The organism is Lysinimonas soli (genome assembly GCF_042655435.1).
Classification (GTDB): domain Bacteria; phylum Actinomycetota; class Actinomycetes; order Actinomycetales; family Microbacteriaceae; genus Lysinimonas; species Lysinimonas soli.
In genome coordinates this window covers 152366-175263 of record NZ_JBHSMG010000003.1, presented here as the reverse complement: position 1 = coordinate 175263, position 22898 = coordinate 152366, and the positions used below count along the sequence as shown (strand labels likewise).

Genomic DNA, 22898 nt, shown 5'->3' with positions numbered 1-22898 from the left:
CATGACGACTCCGGACCCGAAGGGCGACGACGGTTTCACCCTGGTGGAGCTGCTCATCTCGTGCGTGCTCCTGGGGATCATCCTCACGGTGGTGGGCAGCCTGCTGGTGTCGTTGATCACGACCCCGAAGAGCGTGACCGCACGCATCGACACGAGCAATGCGGCACAACTCGTGCTCCGCTCGATCGACAACGGCGTGCGCAACTCCTCCGACTTCCGGTTGACCAGTCCGCAGGGCAACGACCAGCTGCTCGTGGCGCGAACCGCCCAGAGCGGGGCGACGATCGCCTGGGTCTGCTCGGCCTGGTACTACTCCGCCACCGACGGATCGATCCGGTCGACGGTCTCGACGACCACGATCGCCACGGCTCCGGATGCCGCCACGGTCGCGGGCTGGACGCTTCTGGACTCGGGGGTGACCCCCTCCTCGGGAACCGGCATCTTCACCGTCGTCGGCCAGCAGCTGCTGGTCTCGTTCAACGACGTGCCCGCGGGTCAGTCGAGCCCGCAGACCATGACCACCTCGGTCTACAGCCGAGCCGGAAGCACCGGGAGCCCGCAATGCTATTGATCACGAGACTCCGCCGCCTCCGGGACGGCGAGCGCGGCTCCGCGCTGATCCCCGTGCTGGGCGTCATGGCCGTGGGACTGATCGTCGGCGCGCTCGTGTCGTCGTCCGTCGTGCAGGGACTGACCTTCTCGAACGCGACCCGCTCGGGCATCCAGTCCCAAGCTGCGGCCGACGCCGGGGTCGCGGCGGCCCGGGCCGGCCTGTTCGCGGGCACCTGCACGGTTCAGCCGACATCCGGTACCTATTCGTCGACCGGTTCGTTGAACTACTCGGCCACCGTCTCGCGGTTCGTGAACGGCGCCTGGCAGGCCGGCTGCCCTGCCTACCTCACGCCGCAGGTGCGCATCGTCTCAATCGGGCGAGCCACCAACGCGGCCGGCAACCCGATCGGCTCGCCGAGCAGGGTCGAGGCGATCTACAACTTCCTCTGGCCCGGCGTGACCCCGAGCGGAGTCGCGATGTATCTCTACAGCGGCGGGGTCGTGCAGGCCAACTCCTCGCTCGATCTCTCCGAGAGCCCCGGCGCGGGTCTGGTGATCAAGAAGGGCAACTTCGTCTGCGGCAAGAACAACACCGTGATCAACGGGGACGTCGTCGTGATCGGCAACGTCGACCTGGGGACGAACAGCTGCGCCATCAACGGCAGTGCGTGGGTCACCGGGTCGATGAACCTGGGCAACAAGGGCAGCGTCAGCGGCAACCTGACGGCCGGCAGCGTGACCCCGAATCCGCCCAAGTCGCAGGTGGGCGGCACGTACACGCAGAGCAGCGCGCTTCCGACCGCGGCGCCCTGGAGCGACGTCGACTACGTGCCCGGCGACTGGATCGACTCGAGCGGCGATCCGTACCAGGTGATCACGCTGAGCGGCTCGACCTGCACCCAGTACGGCGGCAACTTCGGCGGCTTCACGGGCAAGCCGGTCATCATCAACGCGATGGGCTGCCCGTCGGGGATCTCGGGGACCAACAACACGACCTTCAAGCTGACCAGCGACGTGGTCATCTTCGCCCCCAAGTTCAGCTGGGGCTCGATCAACCAGCTCAACTTCGCCTCGGCCGACACCACCGAACGGAGGCTGTGGTTCATCACCCCCGACTCGGTCAAGGACGGCCAGCCCACCTGCTCGGCGAGCGAGGGGGACTTCGCGATCAACAACAGCTTCCAGATCCAGGCGCCAATCGACGCGATGCTCTACACACCCTGCGCCTTCAACGGCAGCAACGGCTTCACCTGGCGTGGTCAGATCTATTCGGGCACCTACAGCTCGGTGATGAACAACCCGGCGTTCACGTTCATCCCGGTGGGGATCGCCGGGCACGACCTGGGAACGGGGACGACGACGACGGTGCTCACCAGCCCGCAACCCGGCTCCCTGGTCTCGAACCGGAACGTCGCCGTCGCGCCCTGACGCGCACGCGCAGGAGCTTCGGGCTCAGGCGAGCCGTTCGCGCGGCCGCAGGGCGCGCAGTGCGTTGAGGATCGTCGCGAGGTCGACGACCTCCTGAATCGCGGCCCCCAGCGTGGCCGGGATGACCCCGAATGCCGCGACGACCATGAGCCCGATGCTCAGCGCCATGCCCAGCCAGATGCTCTGCAGCGCGATGCTGACCGTGTCACGGCCGATGTCGAGGCCGCGCAGGACCCGTGAGATGTCGTCGACCAGGATGACGGCCGAGGCCGACTCGCTCGCGGCCGTCGCGCCACGGGCCCCCATCGCGATGCCGACGTCGGCCGAGGCCAGCACCGGGGCGTCGTTGACGCCGTCGCCGACCATGAGCACCGGACGGTCGAGGATCCCGCGTAGCGCCTCGACCTTGTCGGCGGGAAGGCAGTTGGCGCGGACGTGGGTGATCCCCACCAGCGACGCGACGTGGTCGGCGGTCGCCTGGGCATCCCCCGACAGCATCACGACATCCCGCACCCCCCGCACCGCCAGCTCGCGCACCGTCGTCGCCGCGTTGGCCCGGACCGGGTCGGCGGCGACGATCGTCCCGGCGAAGCGGCCGTCGATCGTCACGTAGATCGCCAGCTCGCCGCCGTCGATGTCGCGCACGGCGGCGTCGGGGGCCTGACTCTCGGCGAATCGCAGCGTTCCGACCGACACCCGGTGCCCGCCGAGGGTGGCGACTACGCCCTGCGCCGCAACCTCCTCGGCGTCGCTCGCCTCCAGCAGCACGAGTCCGCGGTCGGCGGCCGCCTCGACGATCGACGCGGCGAGCACGTGGGACGACAGGCGTTCGGCCGACGCCGCGTAGGTCAGCAGCTCCGCCTCGCTCCACGGGGCGATCGCGTCGATCCGAACGATGGTCGGGGTGCCGCTCGTGAGGGTTCCGGTCTTGTCGAAGACGACGGTGCGGATCCGCGCGAGCTGCTCGATCACGCCCCCGCCCTTGACGATGATGCCGTTGCGCGCGGCCCGGCTCATCCCGCCCATGAAGGCGACGGGAGCCGCGAGCACGAGCGGGCAGGGGGTCGCCAGCACGAGCACCTCCGCGAACCGCACGGGATCGCCCGCGACGATCCAGGCGACCACCGCGATCGCGAGCGAGACCGCGGTGAACGGGATCGCGAAACGGTCGGCGAGCCGCACGACGGGGGCGCGGTTGCGCGCCGCCTGCTTGACGAGGGCGACGATGCCCTGGAACTGGCTGTCGCGGGCCAGCGCCGTTGCCGTGATCGTCACGGCCAGGTTGCCGTTGAGCGATCCGCTGAGCACGGTCTCGCCGTGGCTGCGCGCGACCGGCAGGCTCTCGCCGGTCAGCGAGGACTCGTCGAACGAGCCGTTCGGCGACGCGAGCGTGCCGTCGACCGGAACGATCTCGCCGGATCGCACCAGCACGGAGTCGCCGACGCGCACCGCGGTGGCCGCGATCTCTTCGATCTCGGTCGTCCCCGGTACCAGCCGGTGCGCCGTCTGCGGCTCCCGGTCGAGCAGGGCACTCAGCTCGCGTCGGGCTCGACCCTGCGCGTAGTCCTCGAGCGCCTTGCCCCCCGAGACCATGAGCACGATGATCATGCTCGCGATCACCTCGCCGACGGCCACGGTCGCCACGATCGCGACCACCGCGAGCACGTCGACTCCGAACTGGCGCCGCCGCAGCTGCTTCACGATCGCCCACAGCTCGATCGCCGCGACCACGAGGGCGAAGCCCGCGAAGCCCCAGCGCGCGGGCTGCTCGAACCCGAGCAACCAGAGCACGGCTCCGACGGCGCCGATCAGCACGGTGGCGATGACGATCGGATACCTCACCCGTCGAGCCTGTCAGTCGGCCGCCGCCGCCGCGAGGCCCTAAGTCCCCCTTCGGTCCGGGACCGCGGTCGCGGAGCACGCCGGGACCTTCGGACGTGGCGGAACCCCCGCGACCGCGCCATGCTGTGCTCATGTGCGCGATTTCGGCCCCGCGAGTGCCGCGATGACCCGTCGCGAGCATCTGACGACCCCCGATGCCCTCGGCCGCCCGGCCAAACGCACCTCCGCCGAGCGTCTGAGCCGGGCTCTGCGGGTGCTGGGGCCGGGACTGGTCACGGGGGCCGCCGACGACGACCCCTCGGGCATCGCGACCCACTCCCAGTCGGGCGCCCAGCTCGGCTTCGGCGTGCTCTGGACCGTGGTGTTCACCCTGCCCCTGATGGTCGCCGTGCAGGAGGCCTGCATGCGCATCGGCGCCGTCACGGGCCGGGGCCTGGCCGCCGTGGTGCGCGAGACCTACCCGCGGGCCGTGCTGTATCCGGTGGTCCTGCTCGTCGTCGTCGCGAACACGCTCAACGTCGGCTCGGACATCGGGGCCATGTCGGCGAGTCTGCAGCTGCTCGTGCCGGGCGTGCCGGCCCCCCTGTTCTCGATCGCCTTCGCACTCGTGATCGTCGCGCTCGAGGTGTTCGTGTCGTATCGCATCTACATCCGGGTGCTGAAGTGGCTGGCTCTCGCCCTCTTCGCCTACGTCATCACGGCCTTCCTGGTGACGGTGCCGTGGGACCAGGCCGTGCTGGCGACCGTCGTGCCGCACATCGAGTTCACGCCCGACTTCCTGTTCCTGCTGACCGCGATCCTCGGCACGACGATCTCGCCGTACCTGTTCTTCTGGCAGACCAGCAACGTCGTCGAGGACGAGATCGCCGAGAAGCGCATGCCGGATCCGGTCGGCGGCGTGCCGTCACGGCCACGGATCAGCCGCGGGTACCTGCGCCGGCTGCGCGTCGACACGGTCATCGGCATGTTCTTCGCGAACCTGATCGCCTGGTTCATCATGCTCGTCGGCGCGGTCGTACTGCACGACAGTGGCATCACGACGATCACGACGGCCGCGGACGCCGCCGCGGCCCTTCGCCCGCTCGTCAACAGCTTTCCGAACGCCGGAGTGCTCGCCGAAGCGATCTTCGCGATCGGGGTGGTGGGCGTCGGGCTGATGAGCGTGCCGGTGCTGGCCGGCTCGTCGGCCTACGCGGTCAGTGAGACCTTCGGCTGGCGCGAGGGGCTCTCCCGGCGTTTCGGCCAGGCGCGCGCCTTCTACCTGACCATCGTGGTCGGAACCCTGGTCGGGATGTCGTTCAACTTCCTCGGCGTCGACCCGATCCAGGCACTGGTCGTGACCGCCGTGGTCAACGGCATCGTCGCGGTCCCCCTGATCTTCCTGATTCTGCGACTCTCGAGCCGGGCCGACGTGATGGGCGAGCATCGCAGTCGTTTCTGGTCGAAGACGGGGCTCTGGCTGACCTTCATCCTGATGGCCGCGGCGGCCGTCGCCCTGTTGGTCTCGCTCGTCATCGGGTGACGCGGGCGGCCCTCGGCACGAGTTCGATCCGATCCAGCGGGCTCGGCACGCGCGCCGCCCAGCCGAGCTCCCGCTGGATGCGTCGCCGCAGGGTGTCGGCGGCCTGCGCCTCGCCGTGGGTGACGATCGTGAGGGCCGGGGCCTGCGGCGCGGTGCGCATCCACTCCAGGATGCCGTCGGCGTCGGCGTGCGCCGAGAGCGATTCGATCGCGACGACCTCGGCCTCGATCGGCACGTCGGCGCCGAAGATGCGCAGGCTGCGCTTGCCCGCCGCGAGGTCGGCGCCCCGGGTGCCGCCCGCCTGATAGCCGCTCAGCACGATCGCATTGCGCGGGTCGGGGCCGAACGCGGCGATGTGATGCAGCACGCGGCCGCCGGTGATCATCCCGCTCGCCGAGATGATCACCATCGGCCCGTGCTGCCGGTTGAGCCACTTCGACTCGTCGACCGTGTGGATCAGGCGCACCGCGTCGGCCATGTCGGCGATGTCGTCGGCGCTGAGCCGGAGCTCGTCGTTGTGCCGAGCGTAGATCTCGGAGGCCTCGACCGCCATCGGGCTGTTCAGATACATCGGGATGTCGGGAATCGCCCCGCGCCGCTTCAGCCGCGACAGGTGCAGGATGAGGCTCTCGGCCCTGCCCACCGCGAACGCCGGGATGATCACGACGCCGCCGCGTGCGGCGACGCGCGTGACGACCGCGGCGAGTTCCGCCTCCGAATCGACGTGCGGATGGCTCCGGTCGCCGTAGGTCGACTCGGTGATGAGATAGTCGCTCGCTTCGAGGGGCGCAGGAGGCCGCATGACCGAGTCGTCGGCGCGACCGAGGTCGCCGGTGAAGTGCACCCGGATGCCGGCGTCGTCACCGTCGAGCTGCAGTCGCAGCTGGGCCGCGCCGACGATGTGCCCGGCCGGCACGAACATCGCCGAGAGCCCTTCGACCACCGGAACCTCCTCGCCGAACTCGTGACCGTGCAGCGCGACGAGGGAGGCGGCGGCATCCGCCTGCGTGTACAGCGGCTTCGGGTCCCGGTGGCGGGACGATCCGCGGTGACGAGCGGTGTCGGCCTCCTCCTCGAGCAGGTGCCCGCTGTCGAGCAGCAGCAGTCGAGCCAGATCGACGGTCCCGTACGTGGCATGGACGGGGCCCGTGAAGCCGTCCCGCACGAGGGCAGGAAGGTAGCCGCTGTGGTCGAGGTGCGCGTGAGTGATCAGCACCGCATCGATGCTCGCCGGATCGACCGGGAACGGCGCCCGGTTGCGGTCGCGCAGCACCTTGTAGCCCTGGAACAGCCCGCAATCGACCAGCACGCGGCGCTCCCCGACGGAGAGCAGATAGCGCGACCCGGTGACCGTGTCTGCCGCACCGAGCACCTGCAGGGTCGGGGTGGTCATTCTGCCACAATGCCCCTGCGTCGCCTCCCGGTGCAGAGTCGAACGTCCCACGGCCGCGTCTCGCTCGACCCCGCCTCAGGATCTTCTGAGCGCCATCTGAGACGATCGCGCCAGGATCGCAGCGTGGATGATGTCACCCGCGCGATCGCGGCCGTGATCGGCGTGCAGGCGGCTGCCCGCGAGACGAGGAGGGTCTGATGGACCAGCGACCGAGACTGCTGCTGATCGAAGACGACCCCGAGCTCGGTCCGGTCATGCGCGACGTGCTCGACGAGGTCTACGCCGTGACGCTCGAAGACGACGGTCGCCGCGGACTCCAGACCGCCGAGGCGAACGACTTCGACGTCATCGTGGTCGATCGCCGACTGCCCGGCATCGACGGGCTCGGCATCGTCGAGACCCTGCGCGGCAAGGGCGCGACGACCCCGATGCTCGTGCTGACCGCGCTGGGCACCGTGCAGGACAAGGTGCGCGGGCTCGATGCGGGCGCCAACGACTACCTCGTCAAGCCGTTCGAGTTCGATGAGCTGTTCGCCCGCCTGCGCGCGATCCGCCGGGTCTTCTCGGGCGAGGGACCGTTCGTGCGGATCGGCGAGTGGGAGTTCTATCCCGAGAGCCGGGCGGTCTACTCGCCCTACGACGGGCGCACGATCCTCACCGAGCGCGAGAACGCCCTGCTGCGGTTGCTCGCGGTGAACCCGCAGCGCACCTTCACGCGCGAGCAGATCCTGCGCGAGGTCTTCGACGAGAACGACCAGCCGGGCACCGTCGACACCTATGTTCACTATGTGAGACGCAAGACGGATGTCAACATGGTCACGACCGTGCGCGGGCAGGGATACCGGCTGGGCCAGTTGTGAGTCGTGGATCCGGCTCGGCGGGCAATCCGGTCGACCCTGACGAACGGGCCATGCGCCGCGCGTCTCGCACCGTCGGGGTGCAGATCGCCGTGGCATCCAGCGCGCTCGTGCTCGTCGTGCTGATCGCCGCGTTCGCGTTCGTCTTCGCCCACATCGAGCCGAGCCGGCTGTTCGAGCCGGGCCGGCACGAGTCGGCGATCGACGTGGGCGGCCTCGACATCCTGGTCGGCGCCGTCGTGATCGGAGCCGCGGCGATCGTGCTGGCCGGCGTGGTCACCTGGTTCGCCACCCGGCGCGCGGTGCGTCCGCTCGGCGCCGCATTGCGGCTGCAACGCGAGTTCATCGCGAACGCGAGCCATGAACTGCGCACGCCCCTCGCCGTTCTCGACGCGCGCCTGCAGTACCTGCAGCGACGACTGCCCGCCTCCGACCCCGCCTCGAGCACGGTGGCCGAGTTGCGCCGCGACACGGGCATGCTCGTGCAGACGGTCAACGAGCTGCTCGCCGGCGTCGAAGACCTGCCGGATGCCGTGGCCGAGCCGGTCGACCTGGTTCCCGCCGTCGAGCAGGCGGTCGAGTCGATGCGCGTGCTCGCCGCGGCCCGCGGCGTCGAGATCGCCCTGGACGCACCGGAGGCCGTCCCGACCTGCGTGCCGGCCGTCAGTACGCACCGCTGCGTCGTGGCGCTCATCGACAACGCGCTGCGCTTCTCGCCCCGGGGCGCGACGATCACGGTGTCGGTGCGCGCCGACCGGGCCCATGCAGAACTGCGGGTCCGCGACCGCGGGTCGGGAATCCACGGGATCGATCCCTCCCGCATCTTCGAGCGATTCGCCCGAGGCAGCGCGCCGGGCACTCCGGGCGGACCGGACGAAGGCCGCCGCGGCTTCGGAATCGGGCTCGCGCTCGTGCACGACACCGTCGAGCGTTACGGTGGAACGGCAACGGTCGCCTCTTCTTCCGACGACGGCACGGAGGTTCTGATCACGCTGCCGCGGGCCGATGCGCCCCGTCGGCGCGCCCGGGGCTGATCACCTGCGGCGGCTGAGAGTTCCTTCAGAACGGTGATCGATGTCCAGCGGCCATGCACTTCTGAGAGATTTCTGGGGAGCGTCACGGTCCGCTGAAGTGGTGCCTCGAGCTGCTTCCGCGCTGTCGACCCGGGCCCGCACCGCGGCACCCGCGGTCATCCTCGGGCTGCTCGCGACGGCTCTTTCGGTGACCGGCTCGTGGATCCCCTCGCTCTGGGGGGATGAGGCCGCGAGCGTGCTCTCGGCCTCCCGCTCGGTTCCGAGCCTGCTGTCGATGATCCAGCACGTCGATGCCGTGCACGCCACCTACTACCTCGGGCTGCACGGCTGGGTCCAGCTCTTCGGGCCCTCCCCGTTCTCGGTGCGCTTTCCGAGCGCGATCGCCGTCGGGCTGTGCGTCGCCGGTGTCGTGCTGCTCGGTGCGCGCCTGCGGTCGATGACCTTCGGCGTCGTGGCGGGGGCCATCTGCGCCGTCCTGCCCCGCATCACCTACGTCGGCGAGGAGGCGCGCTCCTACGCCTTCACCGCGGCGATCGCCACCTGGCTGACGCTCGTCTTCGTGCTGATCGTGCGATCCGGATCGCGCCGACGCCTCTGGGTCGTCTACGCCGTGCTCCTCACGCTCGGTACCTACCTCTTCCTCTACCTCGCCCTCGTCGCGGTGAGCCACCTCGTCGTGCTCCTGCTGCTGCCGCGCGGGCGACGACGGGCGCTGATCGTGCCGTGGGTCGTCGCCTCGGGCGCCGCCGTGCTCGCGACCGCACCCGTGATCGTGCTCGCCGCGTTCGAGCGCGGTCAGATCGCCTACCTCTCGAATGAGGAGCAGGTCACCCCCACGTCGACCCTGGTCTCCATGTGGTTCGGCAGCACCGGGTTCGCTGTCGTCGGCTGGACGCTGCTCGCGGCGGGCATCGCCGCGATGATGCTCGACTGGCGCGCGCGACGCGATCCCCTGGTCCCCGGTGATGCCACCCCGCCGGTCGCCACCGTGGTCGCCGCGTGGATGCTCGTGCCCTCGGTCCTCCTGATCGGCACGAGCCCCGTGCTCGAGGGCTTCACCGCGCGCTACCTCGCCATGTGCGCCCCCGCGGTCGCCCTCCTCATGGCGGCGGGACTGCTCTGGCTCGTCGAGCTCCTGCGGCTGCGCCGCCCCGCCGTGGTCGCCCTCATCACGGGAGTCGGAGTCATCGCCGTGGCCGCCGTGGCCGCCCCGGTCTGGGCGGAGCAGCGCGGCCCGTACGCGAAGAACGACAGCGACTGGGTGCAGATCAGTTCGACCGTCGGTGCGCTCGCCCGCCCGGGCGACGCGATCGCCTTCGACGACGGCGTGCGACCCTCGCGCCGGCCGCGCCTGGCGCTGCATCTCTACCCGAAGGGATTCACCGGCCTTCGCGACGTGACCTTGACGGTGCCCTACTACCGCTCCGATACCTGGTACGACCGCACACAATCCCTCGCCGCGGCGGCGGCAGCAGGACGTCTCGACGGCGTTCAGCGGGTGTGGCTCGTCGAGTACGCCATCGGATCGCACGTCGACCACTACGGCGAATCCACCCTGACGTCGCTCGGCTTCACCCCGGTGCACACGACGCGGACGCATCGGGCGGCGATCATCGAGTACACCCGCGCTCCTTCGCCCTGAACGACCGCGCCCCGCGCGGTGCTGTCCCTGCGACCTCGCTGCGCCATCGCTGAGAGACGGCACAGGGGATTCCGATCACGGCTTGCCATACTTGACGGTGATGACTGACGCGGCTGAGCTGCGCCGAGGGCCGATGCACCGGGTCCGGCGACGGGTGAAACGTCTGATGCGCCGATTGCTCGTGGCCTGGGAGGCCGAGGCTCGAGCGCGCGCCCGACGTCGCCCCATCCTGGCGAACGTGGTGCTCTACGAGTCGTTCGCCGGCAATGGCGCACTCGACAACCCCGAGGCGATCTTCCGCGCCCTGCTGCGCGCCCCCGACCTGACCCGGCTGCGTCACGTCTGGGTGCTCGACGGACGCAGCAGCCACCGCGCGATCCGCGCGGAATTCGCGCGCGATCGACGAGTGCGCTTCGTGCAGCACCGCTCCTCGGCGTACTTCCGCGCCCTGTCCCGCGCGCACTACCTGATCAACAACGCGACCTTCCCGCTCGAGTTCCAGAAGCGCGAGGGACAGGTCTACCTCAACACCTGGCACGGCACCCCGCTCAAGCTCATGGGCTACGACATGCCCAACGGCGCGGTCGCCTCGGCGAACACCCTGCGCAACTTCGTCGCCGCCGACCTGCTGCTCTCGCAGAACTCCTTCATGACCGAGCGGATGTACCTGGGCGCGTACAAGCTGGCCGGCGCGTTCCGCGGCAGGATCCTCGAACTCGGCTACCCGAGGGTCGATCGCCAGACTCTCGACGACGCTCAGCGCGCGGCCGCGCTCGCCCGCCTGTCGGAGGCCGGCGTGCCGATCGGCGAGCAACGCCTCGTGCTCTACGCCCCCACCTGGACCGGCGACGACTTCTCCTCCCCCGACGACGAGGCCTCCGCGCTGGTCGCCACGGTGTCGCAACTGCAGGAGCGGCTCGGATCGGGCTACCGGGTGCTGCTGAAGACCCATCAGGCGGTGCACCACTTCGCCCGCCGCGACGCGGACGCCCGGCGGGTGCTCGTGCCCAACGACATCCCGACCAACGTCATGCTCGGCCTGACCGACACCCTGATCACCGACTTCTCGTCGATCTTCTTCGACTTCCTCGCGCTCGACCGCCCGATCGCGTTCTACGTGCCGCCGTCGAGCGAGTACCTGACCCAGCGCGGGGCGTATCTGCCCGCCGACCAGCTGCCCGGCCCGACGGTGCGCGACGTGGACGCCCTGGCCGAGGTGATCCGCTCCGCGACCCCGCCGGCGATCGCGCAGCGGCGCCTGGAGTGGCGCGACCGATTCATCGGCCCGCTCGGAGGCCCGACCGGGGACGCGCTGGGCGGCGCCTCGGAACGCGTCATCGACGTGCTCTTCCGCGGCGCGCCCGTCGTCGAGCCGTCCCGCGAGGTCATCGCGACCGACGACGCCGACCGCAAGCGGACGATGCTCATCTACCTGGGCGGCATGCGCTCGAACGGGATCACCAGCTCGGCGCTGAACCTGCTGCGGGCGATCGACCACGACATCTTCGACGTCTCGATCCTGATCGCACGACCGCGGGGTCGACAGCAGCGGGCGAACCAGGCCCTCATCGATCCCCGCGTGCGACAGTTCCATCGCGCGGGCGGCATGAACGGCACGAAGCTGCGGGTGTTCCTGCTGAAGGTGCACGAGCGGCTGCGGCCGTCCGCGCCGACGAGCGCCTGGGAGTCGCGGCTCTGGCGCGACGAATGGCTCCGGCTGTTCGGCGACTGCCGCTTCGACGACGTCATCGACTTCAGCGGCTACGGCCGCTTCTGGTCGCAACTGCTGCTGCACTCCCCCCAGGCGCGGCGGTCGATCTGGCTGCACAACGACCTGGCCGCCGAGGTCACGCGCGAGGTCTGGGGGCGGCAACGGATGCGGCGCTCGCTTCCCGCCGTGTTCGCCCTCTACCCGCGGTTCGACGAGCTCGTGTCGGTGTCCCCCTCGCTCGCCGAGGTGAACCGTACCCGGTTGAGCGCGCTGTCGGGGGCCGACCCGGCCGCGTTCGTCTCGGCCCGCAACCTCGTCGACGTCGACCGCGTCACCGAGGGGGCCGGTCACCCCGTGCTCGATCTCGAGGAGGTCGCCGACGCCGATGAGACGCCGGCCTGGGTCGACGCCCTCGCGGCCGACGACGGAACCCGCTGGTTCGTCACGGTGGGCCGGCTCAGCCCCGAGAAGAATCAGACGAGGCTCATCGCCGCGTTCGCGCAGCTGCACGCGAGCCGCCCCAGCGCTCGGTTGCTCATCGTGGGCGACGGTCCCCTGCGTGCGCAGCTCGACCAGGAGGTCACGGCCCGCGGGCTCGACGGCGTCGTCTTCCTCACCGGAGCCCTCTCGAACCCCTTCGCCGTCATGGCGGCGGCCGACTGCTTCGTGCTGTCGAGCAACTACGAGGGGCAGCCGATGGTGCTGCTCGAGGCGGCGGTCGTGGGACTCCCCATCGTGACGGTCGACTTCGGCTCGGTACGCGACGCCCTCCCGCCCGAGGCGATGCGCGTCGTGGAGCAGTCGGAGGCAGGTCTCGCCGCGGGGATGGCCGCCTATCTCGACGGCGCGGTGCCGCCGGCCCGGTTCGACGGAGCAGCGTACAACCGCCGCGCGACGCGTGAGTTCGAACGCGTCGTGAACGGGTCGCTCCCGGACGAGGATCCGACCCCGTCCTCACCGGCGCCGGGAATCGCCGCGGCAGGGACGGCGACCGCGGGCTGAGGTCGACCGCGCACTACCGCGCGCGCAGCACCTTCGCCCAGGCGGCCGAGAGGTAGATCCCGCCGACCGCGACGAGCGCCGTCACGAACCAGGCGGCGGCGATCAGCGCCAGGAGCTTGTCGGTGGCGCGTTCGCTGGGCGCCAGCGACTGGCCCGCGATCACCACGTGCGAACCGACCGCGACCTCGACCGTCGCGAATCGCAGACCGTCGCGCGGCTGCCAGGTGACCGCGTCGCGGCCCGCGGCGCGGGTGCTCGCGATGACGCCGGCCGGCAGAGCGGGGGCGGTGCCGTCGAGGGTGGCCGTGCCGTCGGTCACGGCGCCGGAGCGGTCGACGACGACGACGAAGGGGGCGAGACTCCGCCCCAGATCGACGGGAGCCGCGGCGTCGACCGTCTGCGTGGAACCCGACGAGAGCTCGGCGGCGACCTGCGAGGCCAGGCGGGTGGGCGCGTCATCCGCTGAGGTGCGCTCGATCTGCTGCGCCACGACGTACCCGGTGCCGAACACCGCGGCGCTCAGGATGACGGCGAGAACGGAGGCGATGAGCTGGCGCATGCCCCGATGCTAGAGACGATGCCGGGGGTGCGGCGTCATCCGGGCGACCGATATCGGGCTCATCCCGATGTAGCGTCATGACATGCGTGCCATCCATCTCGCCGAGCTCGGCGGTCCCGAGAAACTCCGCGTCAGCGAGCAGCCGGAGCCCGTCGCGGGGCCCGGCGAGGAGGTGCTCGAGGTGCTCGCCGCGGGCGTGAACTACGCCGACACCCACCTGACCGAGGGCTCGTACCTCTCGGCACCTGCCCTCCCGTTCATCCCCGGCAGCGAGGTCGTCGTGCGTGCCGCCGACGGGCGGCGCCTGCTCGGACTCGTCCCGAGCGGCGGCTACGCCGAGCGCATCGCGGTGAATCCCGCACAGCTGTTCCCGATCCCCGATGGGGTGTCCGACGCCGACGCGCTCACAACCCTCGTGCAGGGAGCGACGGCCTGGCACCTGCTGCGGACCAGCACGCACCTGGCCGCTGGCGAGACGGTCGTCGTGCACGCCGGGGCGGGCGGCGTGGGCACCATCGCCATCCAGCTGGCCAAGCGCTGGGGCGCCGGTCGCGTGATCGCCACGGCATCGAGCCCCGAGAAGCGCGCGATCGCCCTCGAGCTCGGGGCCGATGTCGCCCTCGATCCGCGCACCGACGACCTCGCCTCCGCGCTGCGCGAGGCCAACGGCGGACGCGGCGTCGACATCGTGCTCGAGATGACGGGCGGCCCGGTCTTCGATGCGAGCCTGCGGGCGCTGGCTCCGCTCGGCCGCCTCGCGGTCTTCGGAATGGCCGGGCGCGTCCCCCCGCACGACGTGCCGCCTGCGACGCTCATGGCGCACAGCACCGCCGTCATCGGCTTCTGGCTCGTGCACATCGTGCAGCGCCCTGCCCTGCTCGCCGCCGCGGTGACCGAGCTGCTGCAGTTGCTGGCATCCGGCGAACTGCGCGCCGTGATCGCCGGAGAGTACGCGCTCGAGAACGCGGCCGAGGCGCACCGTTCGCTGCTCGACCGCACGTCGGTCGGCAAGTTCGTGCTCGATCCGCGCCGCTAGGCCGCGCGGGTGATCAAGTACCTGGGGTCGAAGCGCACGCTCGTCCCCGTGCTCGGCACGATCGCCGCAGCGCTCGAGGCCCGCACCGCCGTCGACCTGTTCACGGGCACGACCCGGGTGGCCCAGGAGTTCAAGCGCCGCGGGCTCGCGGTCACCGCGGTCGACATCGCGAGCTACAGCGAGGTGCTGGCCCGCTGCTTCATCGAGACGGATGCCGGGACCGTCGCCCCTGCCGAACTCGCGGAGGCGCTGGCCCGGCTCGCCGCGCTCCCGGGCGAGCCCGGCTATGTCACCCGCACCTTCTGCGAAGAGGCGCGCTACTTCCAGCCGAAGAACGGCGCGCGCATCGACGCGATCCGGGACGCGATCGAGGCCGACTATGCGGACTCGCCGCTGCATCCGATCCTGCTGACCAGCCTGCTGCTCGGCGCCGATCGGGTGGATTCGACGACCGGCGTGCAGATGGCCTACCTGAAGAACTGGGCGCCACGGTCGTCCCGAGATCTGGAGCTGCGGATGCCCGAGCTGCTGCCCGGGGCGGGGCGCGCCGTCCGCGGCGATGCCCGAGCGGTCGTCACCACGCTGCCGCCGGTCGACCTGATGTACCTCGACCCCCCGTACAACCAGCACCGCTACTACACCAACTACCACGTCTGGGAGACCCTGGTGCGGTGGGACCGGCCGGAGGCGTACGGGGTGGCCCGCAAGCGCATCGACAGCCGCGACGCGACCACCAAAAGCGTCTTCAATCGCAAGCGCGAGATGCCGCCGGCGTTCGTCGAGCTGCTCGGCGCCGCGCGCGCCGAGACGGTCGTGGTGTCGTACAACGACGAATCGTGGATCACGGCCGAGCAGATGATGACCGCCCTGCGCGATGCGGGGCACCCCGAGGTGCGGATGCTCGCCTTCGACGCGAAGCGTTACGTCGGCGCGCAGATCGGCATCCACTCGCCCGCCGGCATCAAGGTCGGCACGGTGTCGCATCTGCGCAACACCGAGTACCTCTTCGTCGCCGGCGAGCGCGAGCGGGTGGATGCCGCGGCCGCGGCGGTCGTGGGCGGCGCGCTGCCGAGCGGCAGCCGAGGCCTCGTGCCTCAGCCGAGCGCGGCGCCGAAGAGCAGCCCGAGCACGTAGGTCACGCCGGCCGCGCCGAAGCCGATGATCAACTGCCGCAGCGCCCGCTTGAGCGGGGACGCGCCCGAGAGCACCCCGACGATCGCGCCCGTGCCGAGCAGCGCGAGGCCGACCGCCGCCGCCGCGATGACCACGGCGAGCAGGTGCCGGGCGCCGAAGAGGTAGGGCAGCACCGGGATGAGCGCGCCCGACGCGAAGAACAGGAAGCTCGAGATCGCGGCGTTCCAGGCCGAGCCGATGGCCTCGTGCTCGTCGATGCCCACCGCGGCGGGATCGTCGCCCTCGAGGCGCAGCGTGGCGAGCACCTCGGCCGCGTGCAGGGTCGCCTCCGACTCGCTCATGCCACGCGCGCGGTAGACCAGGGCCAGCTCGTTCGCGTCGACGTCGAGGTGCGCGAGCGCGGCCTGCGATGCCGGATCGGGTTGTGACGCCTCGAGCAGCTCCCGCTGCGAGCGCACCGAGACGTACTCGCCCGCCCCCATCGACAGGGCACCGGCCAGCAACCCCGCGAGGCCGGTGAACAACACGGTCGCGGCCGACACCCCGGTCGCGCCGATGCCGAGCACGAGCGCCAGGTTGCTCACGAGTCCGTCGTTGGCGCCGAACACGGCGGCGCGGAACGAGCCGGCGAGCCGGGTCCTGCCCCGGGCGGCGAGGCCGCGGAGCACTTCACCGTGGATCCGCTCGTCGGCCGCCATGGCATCCGAGGCGTCCGACTCGTCGTCGTAGGGCGAGCGCGCCTCGGCCCGCTGCGCCAGCGCGAGCACGAAGAGCGACCCGAAGTGCCGGGCCAGGAACGCCAGCAGCCGGGTGCGCAGGTCCCCGCGCAGGGGCGGGCCGACCTCGTCGCCGAGCAGGTCGATCCAGTGCGCCTCGTGCCGGCCCTCGGCGTCGGCGAGCTCGAGCAGGATCTCGCGCTCCTCGCCCTTCTTGCGGCCGGCCAGCTCGCGGTAGACGGCAGCCTCCGCCCGCTCGTCGGCCAGGTACTGGCGCCAGCGTTTGACCCGCGCCGCGCGCGACGGCAGCGGTCGAGGTCGCGCAGCCCGGGTCACGGCGCTGCCCGGTAGCGGAGGCCCCAGGCGCCCTGCCAGCGTTCGCCCGGCTCGAGCCAGATCAGACCCTGGCCCGAGTTGAGGGCGTCGGGCGGCGCCGTCATCGGCTCGATGGCGATCGCATCGATCGGCCCGGCCGGGGTCGGGAACACCCGGGTCGTGAAGACCTGGACGTAACCCCAGTCGAGGTCCTGCCACAGGGTCGTGCGGGCCCCATCGGGGGCGGTCAGCCAGGCGCTCGCGCCGCGACCATCCGCCGGGTCGGCGTGCGACAGCTCACCGAAGGCCGTGTCGAACTGCAGCGCGCCGACCCGGCGCGGCGCGCGCACGTCGTACGGCGTGCCGCTGACCGGCACCTCGCCGATCGGGTCGAGCCGGTCGTCGACGTCGAAGTAGCTCGCGGCCGGAACGGTGAGCTCCAGCTCGGCGATCGGCGCCTCGCCGACCCGCAGGTACGGGTGCGTCCCCGTGGCATACGGCGCGCGCGCGTCCGAGAGGTTCTGCGCCCCGTGCGTGACGGTCAGGCCGTCCGGCTCGAGCTCGTACCGCACCCAGGTGTCGAGCAGGAACGGCCAGCCGTGCTGGGGGTAGATGGTGGCGCCGAGGGTGAGGGCGGCATCCGTCCTGTCGCGCAGCTCGTAGTCGGTGAACTGCAGAAGACCGTGCAGCGCGCCGCCGCGGGCCGGCTCGGTGATGTCGAGCTGCTGGGCCGCCCCGTCGAGGTTCCAACGGCCGGCGCGCACGCGGTTCGGCCAGGGAGCGAGCACGATCCCGTTGCACATGGCGGGCGGCTCCTCCGCGGGGATCGGCTGCGTGAGCTGTACCCCGCCGACGCTGAGCGAGCGCAGCACGGCGGCCACCGAGCCGATCTCGGCGCGGACCCCCTCGCGTTCGAGCAGGTACGGCGTGCCCGTGGGCAGGATCGTCGGGGCGGTCATCGGGTGGTCCCTTCGGAGAAGCGGATGCCCCACGACGCCTCCCAGCGTCGGCCGGGCTCGAGGAGGATCAGGTCGGTGCCGCTGTTGAGCGCGTCCGGCGGGGCGGTCATCGGCTCGAGGGCGATCGCGAACCCGGGGCCGCCGCGCCGCGGGAAGTCGCTCGGTGTGTAGGCCTGGATCCAGCCGAACTCCGGGTCGGCCCAGAGGGTCGTGCGGCGACCGTCGGGGGCGTCGAGCCAGGCGATATCGGCACGGCCGTCGCGGTTGGCGAGCTCGCCGTAGCCGGTGTTGAGCGCGAGACCGGCTGCGGGCCGCCCCTCCCGCAGGTCGATGTCGTCGGGCCGGAGCGGACCGGAGTCGAAGCGGTGCACCGCGACCGGGGTGAGCCGGGCATCCAGTTCGAGGCGGCTCGCGCCCGTGAGGGTCACGGTCAGCTGCTCGCTGGGCACCTCCCCGACCCGCAGATACGGGTGCGCGCCGACCGCCCACGGCGCCGGACGGCCCGACAGGTTCGTCACGGAGTGGGTGACCGTGATCCCGTCGTCGCCGAGCGCGTAGCGCACGGCGGTGTCGAGCAGGAACGGCCAGCCGTGCTGCGGCGCGATGAGCGCGCCCAGCGTGACAGCGTCATCGCGGCGCTCGAGCAGCCGGTAGCCCGTGTTGCGCAGCAGACCGTGACTCGCGTTGTCCAGCGCCGGCTCGGTGATGTCGAGCAGCTGCGGTTCGCCGTCGAGCAACCAGACGGCGTCGCGCACGCGGTTCGGCCAGGGCGCCAGCACGAGCCCGCAGCCCATCGGGGCGACAATGTCGCTGCCGACCTGCTCGGTCAGCAGGGTCCCCGAGACGCTGAGCGAGCGCAGGGCCGCCCCCAGCGACGCGATCTCGGCCCGCACCGTGCCCCGCTCGAGCAGGTACTGGGTGCCGCTGACGGGCGACCCGGGCGCAGCGGATGACGGTGCAGGAGTGGCGGCAGGCACCTGCTCAGCCTAGGGCGGCGTCGGCGATCACGAGTCGGCACCCGGCGTCGTGCGCGGGCGCGCGCAGCGACTCGGCCCCGGCACCCCCCGTCACGAGCGTGGCGAAGTCGCCGAGCTCGCCGATGAGGCCGAGGTGCCGTTGACCGGACTTCGAGGCGTCGGCCACCAGCATCCGGGTCTCGGATGCGGCCAGCATCCCGCGCTTGACCTCGGCTTCGGCCAGGTTCAGGTTGGTGACCCGGCCGTCGGCGTCGACGCCGTTGCAACCGAGGATGGCGAGATCCACGTGCAGGCCGGCCAGGGTCTGCCCGGCGAGCGGGTTCACGAGGGAGTGCTGCAGCGGACGGAGCGTGCCGCCCGTCACGACCACCGTGATGCGGGGGATCGCCGGTTCGAGGGCCAGCGCGATCGAGAGCCCGTTCGTGATCACGACGAGGTCGACGAGCTCGGTGCGGGCCACGATCGCCCGCGCGACGGCGAGCGTGGTCGAGCCGACATCGAGCAGGATGCTGCTTCCGCTGGTCACGAGGGCGGCCGCGCGCCGGCCGATCGCGCGCTTGACCGCCGCGTGCGTCTCGGTCGTCGCCTCCACGGGCGACTCGCGGCCCGCCCCCGCCACGGCCATCGCGCCGCCGTGCACCCGGCGCACCGCCCCCGCCTGCTCGAGCGCGCGCAGGTCGGAACGCACGGTGACCTCGCTCACCGCGAAGACCTCGCTGGCATCGCCGACGCGCACGAAGCCCTCTTCGGCGACGAGGGCGGCGATCCGCTCCCGGCGGGCCGCGACCGGCACGACGGATTGGGGGCTGCTGTCGGTCATCGGCCGCCTTTCGATTGATTACGACAACGAAGGTCGCGTTTTCGTTATCGTAATGCGGTGAGCACAGTGGAGCCGGGCATCCCCCTGGGCGACTCGGGCATCGTCAAACGGTCGGCGCACCTCGCCGACGGCCGCGAACTGTTCTACTTCGACGACGCCGGAACGACCCTCGGGCCGGATCGGGCGGTGGATGCGCGTGCGCTCGACCCCCGGCCCGATACCGCGACCATGCGCCAGGACGTGCTGACCGGCGACTGGATCTCGATCGCCGCCAACCGTCAGAACCGGGTGTTCCTGCCCCCGGCCGACCGCGATCCGCTCGCGCCGCAGAGCGCCGGCAACCCGTCCGAGGTCCCGGCCGTCTACGACGTCGCCGTCTTCGAGAACCGCTCCCCCTCGTTCGGCCCCGCCCTCCCCGCCCCACCCTGCCTCACCCCGCCCCGCCTCGTGCCCACCCCCTCCATGCCCACCCCCTCCATGCCAAATGAAGGAGATTCCGCAGTCGACCCGCGCGGGAATCGCGATCTCGACCCCTCGTCCGACGGATCTCCTTCATTTGGCATGCAGGGCGTCGGGCAGCCGGGCGCCGAGCCCGCCGACTGGGCCGTAGCGACCGACCCGCCCCGCGGGCTCGCCGACCTCGCCGAGCTCGGGATCGGACGCACGCGCAGCTCGGTCGGCCGCTGCGAGGTCGTGTGCTTCAGCCCCGACACGACCGGATCGTTCGGCACCCAGACCGAGACACGGGCCCGCACCGTCATCGAGGCGTGGGCCGACCGTACTGCCGCCCTCTCGGCCCTCCCCGGGGTCGAGCAGGTGTTCCCCTTCGAGAACCGCGGCGAGGCGATCGGGGTGACGCTGCACCATCCGCACGGCCAGATCTACGCGTATCCGTACATCACCCCGCGCACCACGCGGCTGCTCGAGTCGATCGATCGCACGACTCCCGAGCTGTTCCAGCGCATCCTCGACAGCGAGCGCGAAGGACCGCGCGTCGTCCTCTCGGGCGAGCACTGGACCGCGTTCGTGCCCTTCGCGGCACGCTGGCCCATCGAAGTGCACCTGCTTCCGCATCGCCACGTGCCCGACTTCGCCGAGACCGATGCGGCCGAGCGCGACGAACTCGCCGGCCTCTACCTGCGCCTGCTGCGCGGGATCGACGCGCTCTACGACTCGCCGACGCCCTACATCGCCGCCTGGCATCAGGCGCCCGTTCACCGCGGCCGCGACACCGTGCGGCTGCACCTCGAGCTGACCTCGCCCCGCCGCGCCGCCGATCGGCTCAAGTACCTGGCCGGATCCGAGGCGGCCATGGGAGCCTGGATCGGCGACGTCACCCCCGAGAGCGCAGCCGACAACATCCGAAAGGCCATCGAAAGCGTATGAGCGACATGCGAGACGAACTGCGGACGATGTTCGCCGGTCTCACCGGGCACGACGCCGACGGGATCTGGTCGGCGCCCGGTCGCGTCAACCTGATCGGTGAGCACACCGACTACAGCGGCGGCTTCGTGCTGCCGTTCGCGATCGACCGCCGTGCCCTGCTGGCGCTGGGCCTGCGCGACGACGGGGTGCTGCGGGTCGCCAGCACGTTCAGCGACGAGGTGTTCGAGCTGCCGGTGGCCGAACTCTGCGCCGCGCAGGCCGACGGCCGGCTCGGCGGCTGGTCGGCGTACCCGCTCGGCGTCGCCTGGGCGCTCGGCGAGTTCGGTGCCGACCTGGATGCCGTGCCCGGCGTCGACCTGCTCATCGACTCGAACGTGCCCGTCGGCGCGGGGCTCTCGTCGTCGGCCGCGATCGAGAGCGCGGTCGCGATCGCCCTCGACGAGGTGTGGCGGCTCGGACTCAGCAGGCAGACGCTCGCCCTGGTCGGACAGCGCGCCGAGAACGACGTGGTGGGCGCCCCCACCGGCATCATGGACCAGTCCGCCTCGCTGCTCTCGCGGCCCGACGCGGCGGTCTTCCTCGACTGCCTCAGCCTCGAGAGCGAGATCGTTCCCCTCGGCTTCGCCGACGCGGGCCTGGCCGTGCTGGTCATCGACACCGGCGTGATGCACGCGCACTCCACGGGCGGCTACCGTGAGCGCCGGGAGTCCTGCGAGGCGGGCGCCGCCGCGCTCGGGGTGGCGATGCTGCGCGAGGTCGGGGTCGACGAGCTGGACCGGGCCCGCCGCATCCTCGACGACGTCACCTTCCGGCGGGTGCGGCACGTCGTCACCGAGAACCAGCGGGTGCTCGACACCGTGAAGCTGCTCCGCTCCGAGGGACCGGCCGCGATCGGCGAACTGCTCGACGCCTCGCACCGCTCGCTGCGCGACGACTTCGAGGTCTCGGTGCCCGAGCTCGACCTGGCCGTCGACACCGCGATCGGCAACGGCGCGATCGGCGCCCGGATGACGGGCGGCGGCTTCGGCGGATCGGCCATCGCCCTCGTCCCGGTCGACACCGTCTCGCGCGTCCAGGTCGCGGTGGACGGCGCCTTCGCCGAACACGGCTTCGGCGCTCCCGAGACCTTCGTCGTGCGGCCATCCGACGGCGCGCACCGCGAGCCCTGAGGCCCTCGAACTCGTCCGACCGGGATTCGGCTGGTACCGTCGTGCTCACGGCGGCGACCGAGAGCCGCCCACCTTGCCAGGGGGTTTCGTGCTGCAGCGTTTCGTCATCCTCGCGACGGTCGCCGCGCTCGGCGCGCTGAGCCTCGCCGGCTGCGCGCCGCACCCCTCGCCCACCCCCTCGGCCGATGCCGCACGCTCGAGCGCGACGCCGAGCGCCAGCCCCACGCCGACGCCGACCCGGCCGGCGCTCCCCGCCGATGTGCTCTTCCAGATCAGCGTCAATGCGACGGCGCCGAACGGCGCGGTCGCGCACCTGATCGAGACGGTGCACGCCCCCGTGGCGGCGACGAACAGCCAGGCCGCGGACGAGTCGCAGCTGAACACGGAGTGCGATCCCGGTTGGCAGGACGGCTTCTCGCCCCTGCGCTACCTGGTGGCCGACATCTCGACCTCCGTCATCTCGGGCAGCTGGGACTCCAAAGACGTCGTCGCGGCCGACATGGCCAGCTATCCGGTGTGGACGGGCGATCAGAAGCCGTACCAGGCCTTCTGCGCGAGCGCCCTGCCCTACATCCCGGGCGCGGCGCGCGCGGTCTCGCCCGTCGGCGGTGGGCCCTCCGACTCGGCGGGCGGCTGGGCGATCTTCCGCTACGGATTCGGTGTCCCCACCGCCTCGGACGCCGGGGCGAGCCCGAGCGCGGGGGATGTCGTGCTCAGCAAGTGCGCCATCCAGCTCGGCACGGCCGCGAAGTCGAGCGTCTTCGCCGGAACCTGGCCGACGTCGGCCCAGACCTCGAACGGCCTGAGCTGCTTCTTCGGCGGCACCTGAGCAGGCGGCACCTGA

19 protein-coding genes are annotated in these 22898 nt (G+C 71.5%); 12 read left to right on the top strand and 7 right to left on the bottom strand.

The genetic code is table 11. The features are described from left to right. The first annotated feature begins 1 nt into the window (after position 1). On the top strand, positions 2–571 hold the full coding sequence (locus ACFPJ4_RS12600) for a type II secretion system protein J (protein WP_386740794.1): 570 nt from the start codon (positions 2–4) through the stop codon (positions 569–571). Next, the gene (locus ACFPJ4_RS12595) at positions 562–1980 is read left to right on the top strand and encodes a hypothetical protein (RefSeq protein WP_386740793.1); all 1419 of its coding nucleotides are present in this window, start codon (positions 562–564) and stop codon (positions 1978–1980) included. Before ACFPJ4_RS12600 ends, ACFPJ4_RS12595 begins: the two co-directional genes overlap by 10 nt. A gap of 24 nt (positions 1981–2004) precedes the next feature. Here the strand turns inward: ACFPJ4_RS12595 and ACFPJ4_RS12590 are convergent, their stop codons facing one another. Further along, the gene (locus ACFPJ4_RS12590) at positions 2005–3822 is read right to left on the bottom strand and encodes a heavy metal translocating P-type ATPase (RefSeq protein ID WP_386740792.1); all 1818 of its coding nucleotides are present in this window, start codon (positions 3820–3822) and stop codon (positions 2005–2007) included. A 163-nt stretch (positions 3823–3985) separates the two neighbouring features. Here ACFPJ4_RS12590 and ACFPJ4_RS12585 point away from each other — a divergent pair, with 163 nt between their 5' ends. Further along, positions 3986–5344, top strand: a complete 1359-nt coding sequence (locus ACFPJ4_RS12585; RefSeq protein ID WP_386740791.1) for an NRAMP family divalent metal transporter — start codon at positions 3986–3988, stop codon at positions 5342–5344. On the opposite strand, the gene ACFPJ4_RS12580 is transcribed toward ACFPJ4_RS12585, so the two are convergent. After that, positions 5334–6737: an MBL fold metallo-hydrolase RNA specificity domain-containing protein gene (locus ACFPJ4_RS12580; RefSeq protein WP_386740790.1), complete on the bottom strand. Its 1404-nt coding sequence runs from the start codon at positions 6735–6737 to the stop codon at positions 5334–5336. The two genes, ACFPJ4_RS12585 and ACFPJ4_RS12580, sit on opposite strands and share 11 nt — an antisense overlap. 197 nt (positions 6738–6934) lie before the next feature. Here ACFPJ4_RS12580 and ACFPJ4_RS12575 point away from each other — a divergent pair, with 197 nt between their 5' ends. From ACFPJ4_RS12575 to ACFPJ4_RS12560, 4 genes are all read left to right on the top strand, one after another. Next, complete coding sequence (locus ACFPJ4_RS12575) at positions 6935–7597, top strand: response regulator transcription factor (protein WP_386740789.1); 663 nt, start codon at positions 6935–6937, stop codon at positions 7595–7597. A 50-nt stretch (positions 7598–7647) separates the two neighbouring features. Continuing rightward, positions 7648–8628, top strand: a complete 981-nt coding sequence (locus ACFPJ4_RS12570) for a sensor histidine kinase (protein WP_386740788.1) — start codon at positions 7648–7650, stop codon at positions 8626–8628. 100 nt (positions 8629–8728) lie between these two features. Next, positions 8729–10270, top strand: a complete 1542-nt coding sequence (locus tag ACFPJ4_RS12565; RefSeq protein WP_386740787.1) for a glycosyltransferase family 39 protein — start codon at positions 8729–8731, stop codon at positions 10268–10270. Positions 10271–10370: 100 nt separating this feature from the next. After that, the gene (locus tag ACFPJ4_RS12560; RefSeq protein WP_386740786.1) at positions 10371–12983 is read left to right on the top strand and encodes a CDP-glycerol glycerophosphotransferase family protein; all 2613 of its coding nucleotides are present in this window, start codon (positions 10371–10373) and stop codon (positions 12981–12983) included. 13 nt (positions 12984–12996) lie between these two features. Here the strand turns inward: ACFPJ4_RS12560 and ACFPJ4_RS12555 are convergent, their stop codons facing one another. Next, complete coding sequence (locus tag ACFPJ4_RS12555) at positions 12997–13542, bottom strand: hypothetical protein (RefSeq protein WP_386740785.1); 546 nt, start codon at positions 13540–13542, stop codon at positions 12997–12999. A gap of 82 nt (positions 13543–13624) precedes the next feature. Between ACFPJ4_RS12555 and ACFPJ4_RS12550 the strand changes: the two genes are divergently transcribed. Then, positions 13625–14578: a quinone oxidoreductase family protein gene (locus tag ACFPJ4_RS12550; RefSeq protein WP_386740784.1), complete on the top strand. Its 954-nt coding sequence runs from the start codon at positions 13625–13627 to the stop codon at positions 14576–14578. 9 nt (positions 14579–14587) lie between these two features. Next, entirely contained in the window at positions 14588–15712 is a 1125-nt protein-coding gene (locus tag ACFPJ4_RS12545) for a DNA adenine methylase (RefSeq protein WP_386740783.1), read from the top strand. Here ACFPJ4_RS12545 and ACFPJ4_RS12540 read toward each other — a convergent pair. The 4 genes from ACFPJ4_RS12540 to ACFPJ4_RS12525 are packed head-to-tail and all read right to left on the bottom strand — an operon-like array spanning position 15673 to position 19499. After that, positions 15673–16764 (bottom strand): VIT1/CCC1 transporter family protein, encoded by a 1092-nt coding sequence (locus ACFPJ4_RS12540; protein ID WP_386740782.1) that lies wholly within the window; start codon positions 16762–16764, stop codon positions 15673–15675. The two genes, ACFPJ4_RS12545 and ACFPJ4_RS12540, sit on opposite strands and share 40 nt — an antisense overlap. Further along, positions 16761–17702 carry an aldose 1-epimerase family protein gene (locus ACFPJ4_RS12535; protein WP_386740781.1) on the bottom strand — a complete coding sequence of 314 codons (942 nt, stop codon included), beginning with the start codon at positions 17700–17702 and terminating at the stop codon, positions 16761–16763. Before ACFPJ4_RS12535 ends, ACFPJ4_RS12540 begins: the two co-directional genes overlap by 4 nt. After that, complete coding sequence (locus tag ACFPJ4_RS12530; RefSeq protein WP_386740780.1) at positions 17699–18679, bottom strand: aldose 1-epimerase family protein; 981 nt, start codon at positions 18677–18679, stop codon at positions 17699–17701. The genes ACFPJ4_RS12535 and ACFPJ4_RS12530 overlap by 4 nt, the downstream gene beginning before the upstream one ends. Positions 18680–18683: 4 nt before the next feature. Next, positions 18684–19499: a DeoR/GlpR family DNA-binding transcription regulator gene (locus tag ACFPJ4_RS12525; RefSeq protein ID WP_386740779.1), complete on the bottom strand. Its 816-nt coding sequence runs from the start codon at positions 19497–19499 to the stop codon at positions 18684–18686. A gap of 57 nt (positions 19500–19556) precedes the next feature. Between ACFPJ4_RS12525 and galT the strand changes: the two genes are divergently transcribed. The 3 genes from galT to ACFPJ4_RS12510 all read left to right on the top strand — a co-directional run bounded on the left by galT (position 19557) and on the right by ACFPJ4_RS12510 (position 22883). Then, positions 19557–20885, top strand: coding sequence for a galactose-1-phosphate uridylyltransferase (gene galT / locus ACFPJ4_RS12520; RefSeq protein WP_386740778.1), 1329 nt, complete (start codon positions 19557–19559; stop codon positions 20883–20885). After that, positions 20882–22054 carry a galactokinase gene (galK, locus tag ACFPJ4_RS12515; RefSeq protein ID WP_386740777.1) on the top strand — a complete coding sequence of 391 codons (1173 nt, stop codon included), beginning with the start codon at positions 20882–20884 and terminating at the stop codon, positions 22052–22054. Before galT ends, galK begins: the two co-directional genes overlap by 4 nt. A gap of 88 nt (positions 22055–22142) precedes the next feature. After that, a complete protein-coding gene (locus ACFPJ4_RS12510; RefSeq protein WP_386740776.1) occupies positions 22143–22883 on the top strand; it encodes a hypothetical protein in 741 nt (246 codons plus the stop codon). Positions 22884–22898: the final 15 nt, after the last annotated feature.

Coding starts and splice junctions, on each gene's coding strand:
- ACFPJ4_RS12555 (WP_386740785.1), bottom strand. CDS start 13,542: ATGCGCCAGCTCATCGCCTCCGTTCTCGCCGTCATCCTGAGCGCCGCG.
- ACFPJ4_RS12570 (WP_386740788.1), top strand. CDS start 7,648: ATGCGCCGCGCGTCTCGCACCGTCGGGGTGCAGATCGCCGTGGCATCC.
- ACFPJ4_RS12580 (WP_386740790.1), bottom strand. CDS start 6,737: ATGACCACCCCGACCCTGCAGGTGCTCGGTGCGGCAGACACGGTCACC.
- ACFPJ4_RS12560 (WP_386740786.1), top strand. CDS start 10,371: ATGACTGACGCGGCTGAGCTGCGCCGAGGGCCGATGCACCGGGTCCGG.
- ACFPJ4_RS12600 (WP_386740794.1), top strand. CDS start 2: ATGACGACTCCGGACCCGAAGGGCGACGACGGTTTCACCCTGGTGGAG.
- ACFPJ4_RS12575 (WP_386740789.1), top strand. CDS start 6,935: ATGGACCAGCGACCGAGACTGCTGCTGATCGAAGACGACCCCGAGCTC.
- ACFPJ4_RS12585 (WP_386740791.1), top strand. CDS start 3,986: ATGACCCGTCGCGAGCATCTGACGACCCCCGATGCCCTCGGCCGCCCG.
- ACFPJ4_RS12525 (WP_386740779.1), bottom strand. CDS start 19,499: ATGACCGACAGCAGCCCCCAATCCGTCGTGCCGGTCGCGGCCCGCCGG.
- ACFPJ4_RS12535 (WP_386740781.1), bottom strand. CDS start 17,702: ATGACCGCCCCGACGATCCTGCCCACGGGCACGCCGTACCTGCTCGAA.
- ACFPJ4_RS12595 (WP_386740793.1), top strand. CDS start 562: ATGCTATTGATCACGAGACTCCGCCGCCTCCGGGACGGCGAGCGCGGC.
- ACFPJ4_RS12550 (WP_386740784.1), top strand. CDS start 13,625: ATGCGTGCCATCCATCTCGCCGAGCTCGGCGGTCCCGAGAAACTCCGC.
- galK (WP_386740777.1), top strand. CDS start 20,882: ATGAGCGACATGCGAGACGAACTGCGGACGATGTTCGCCGGTCTCACC.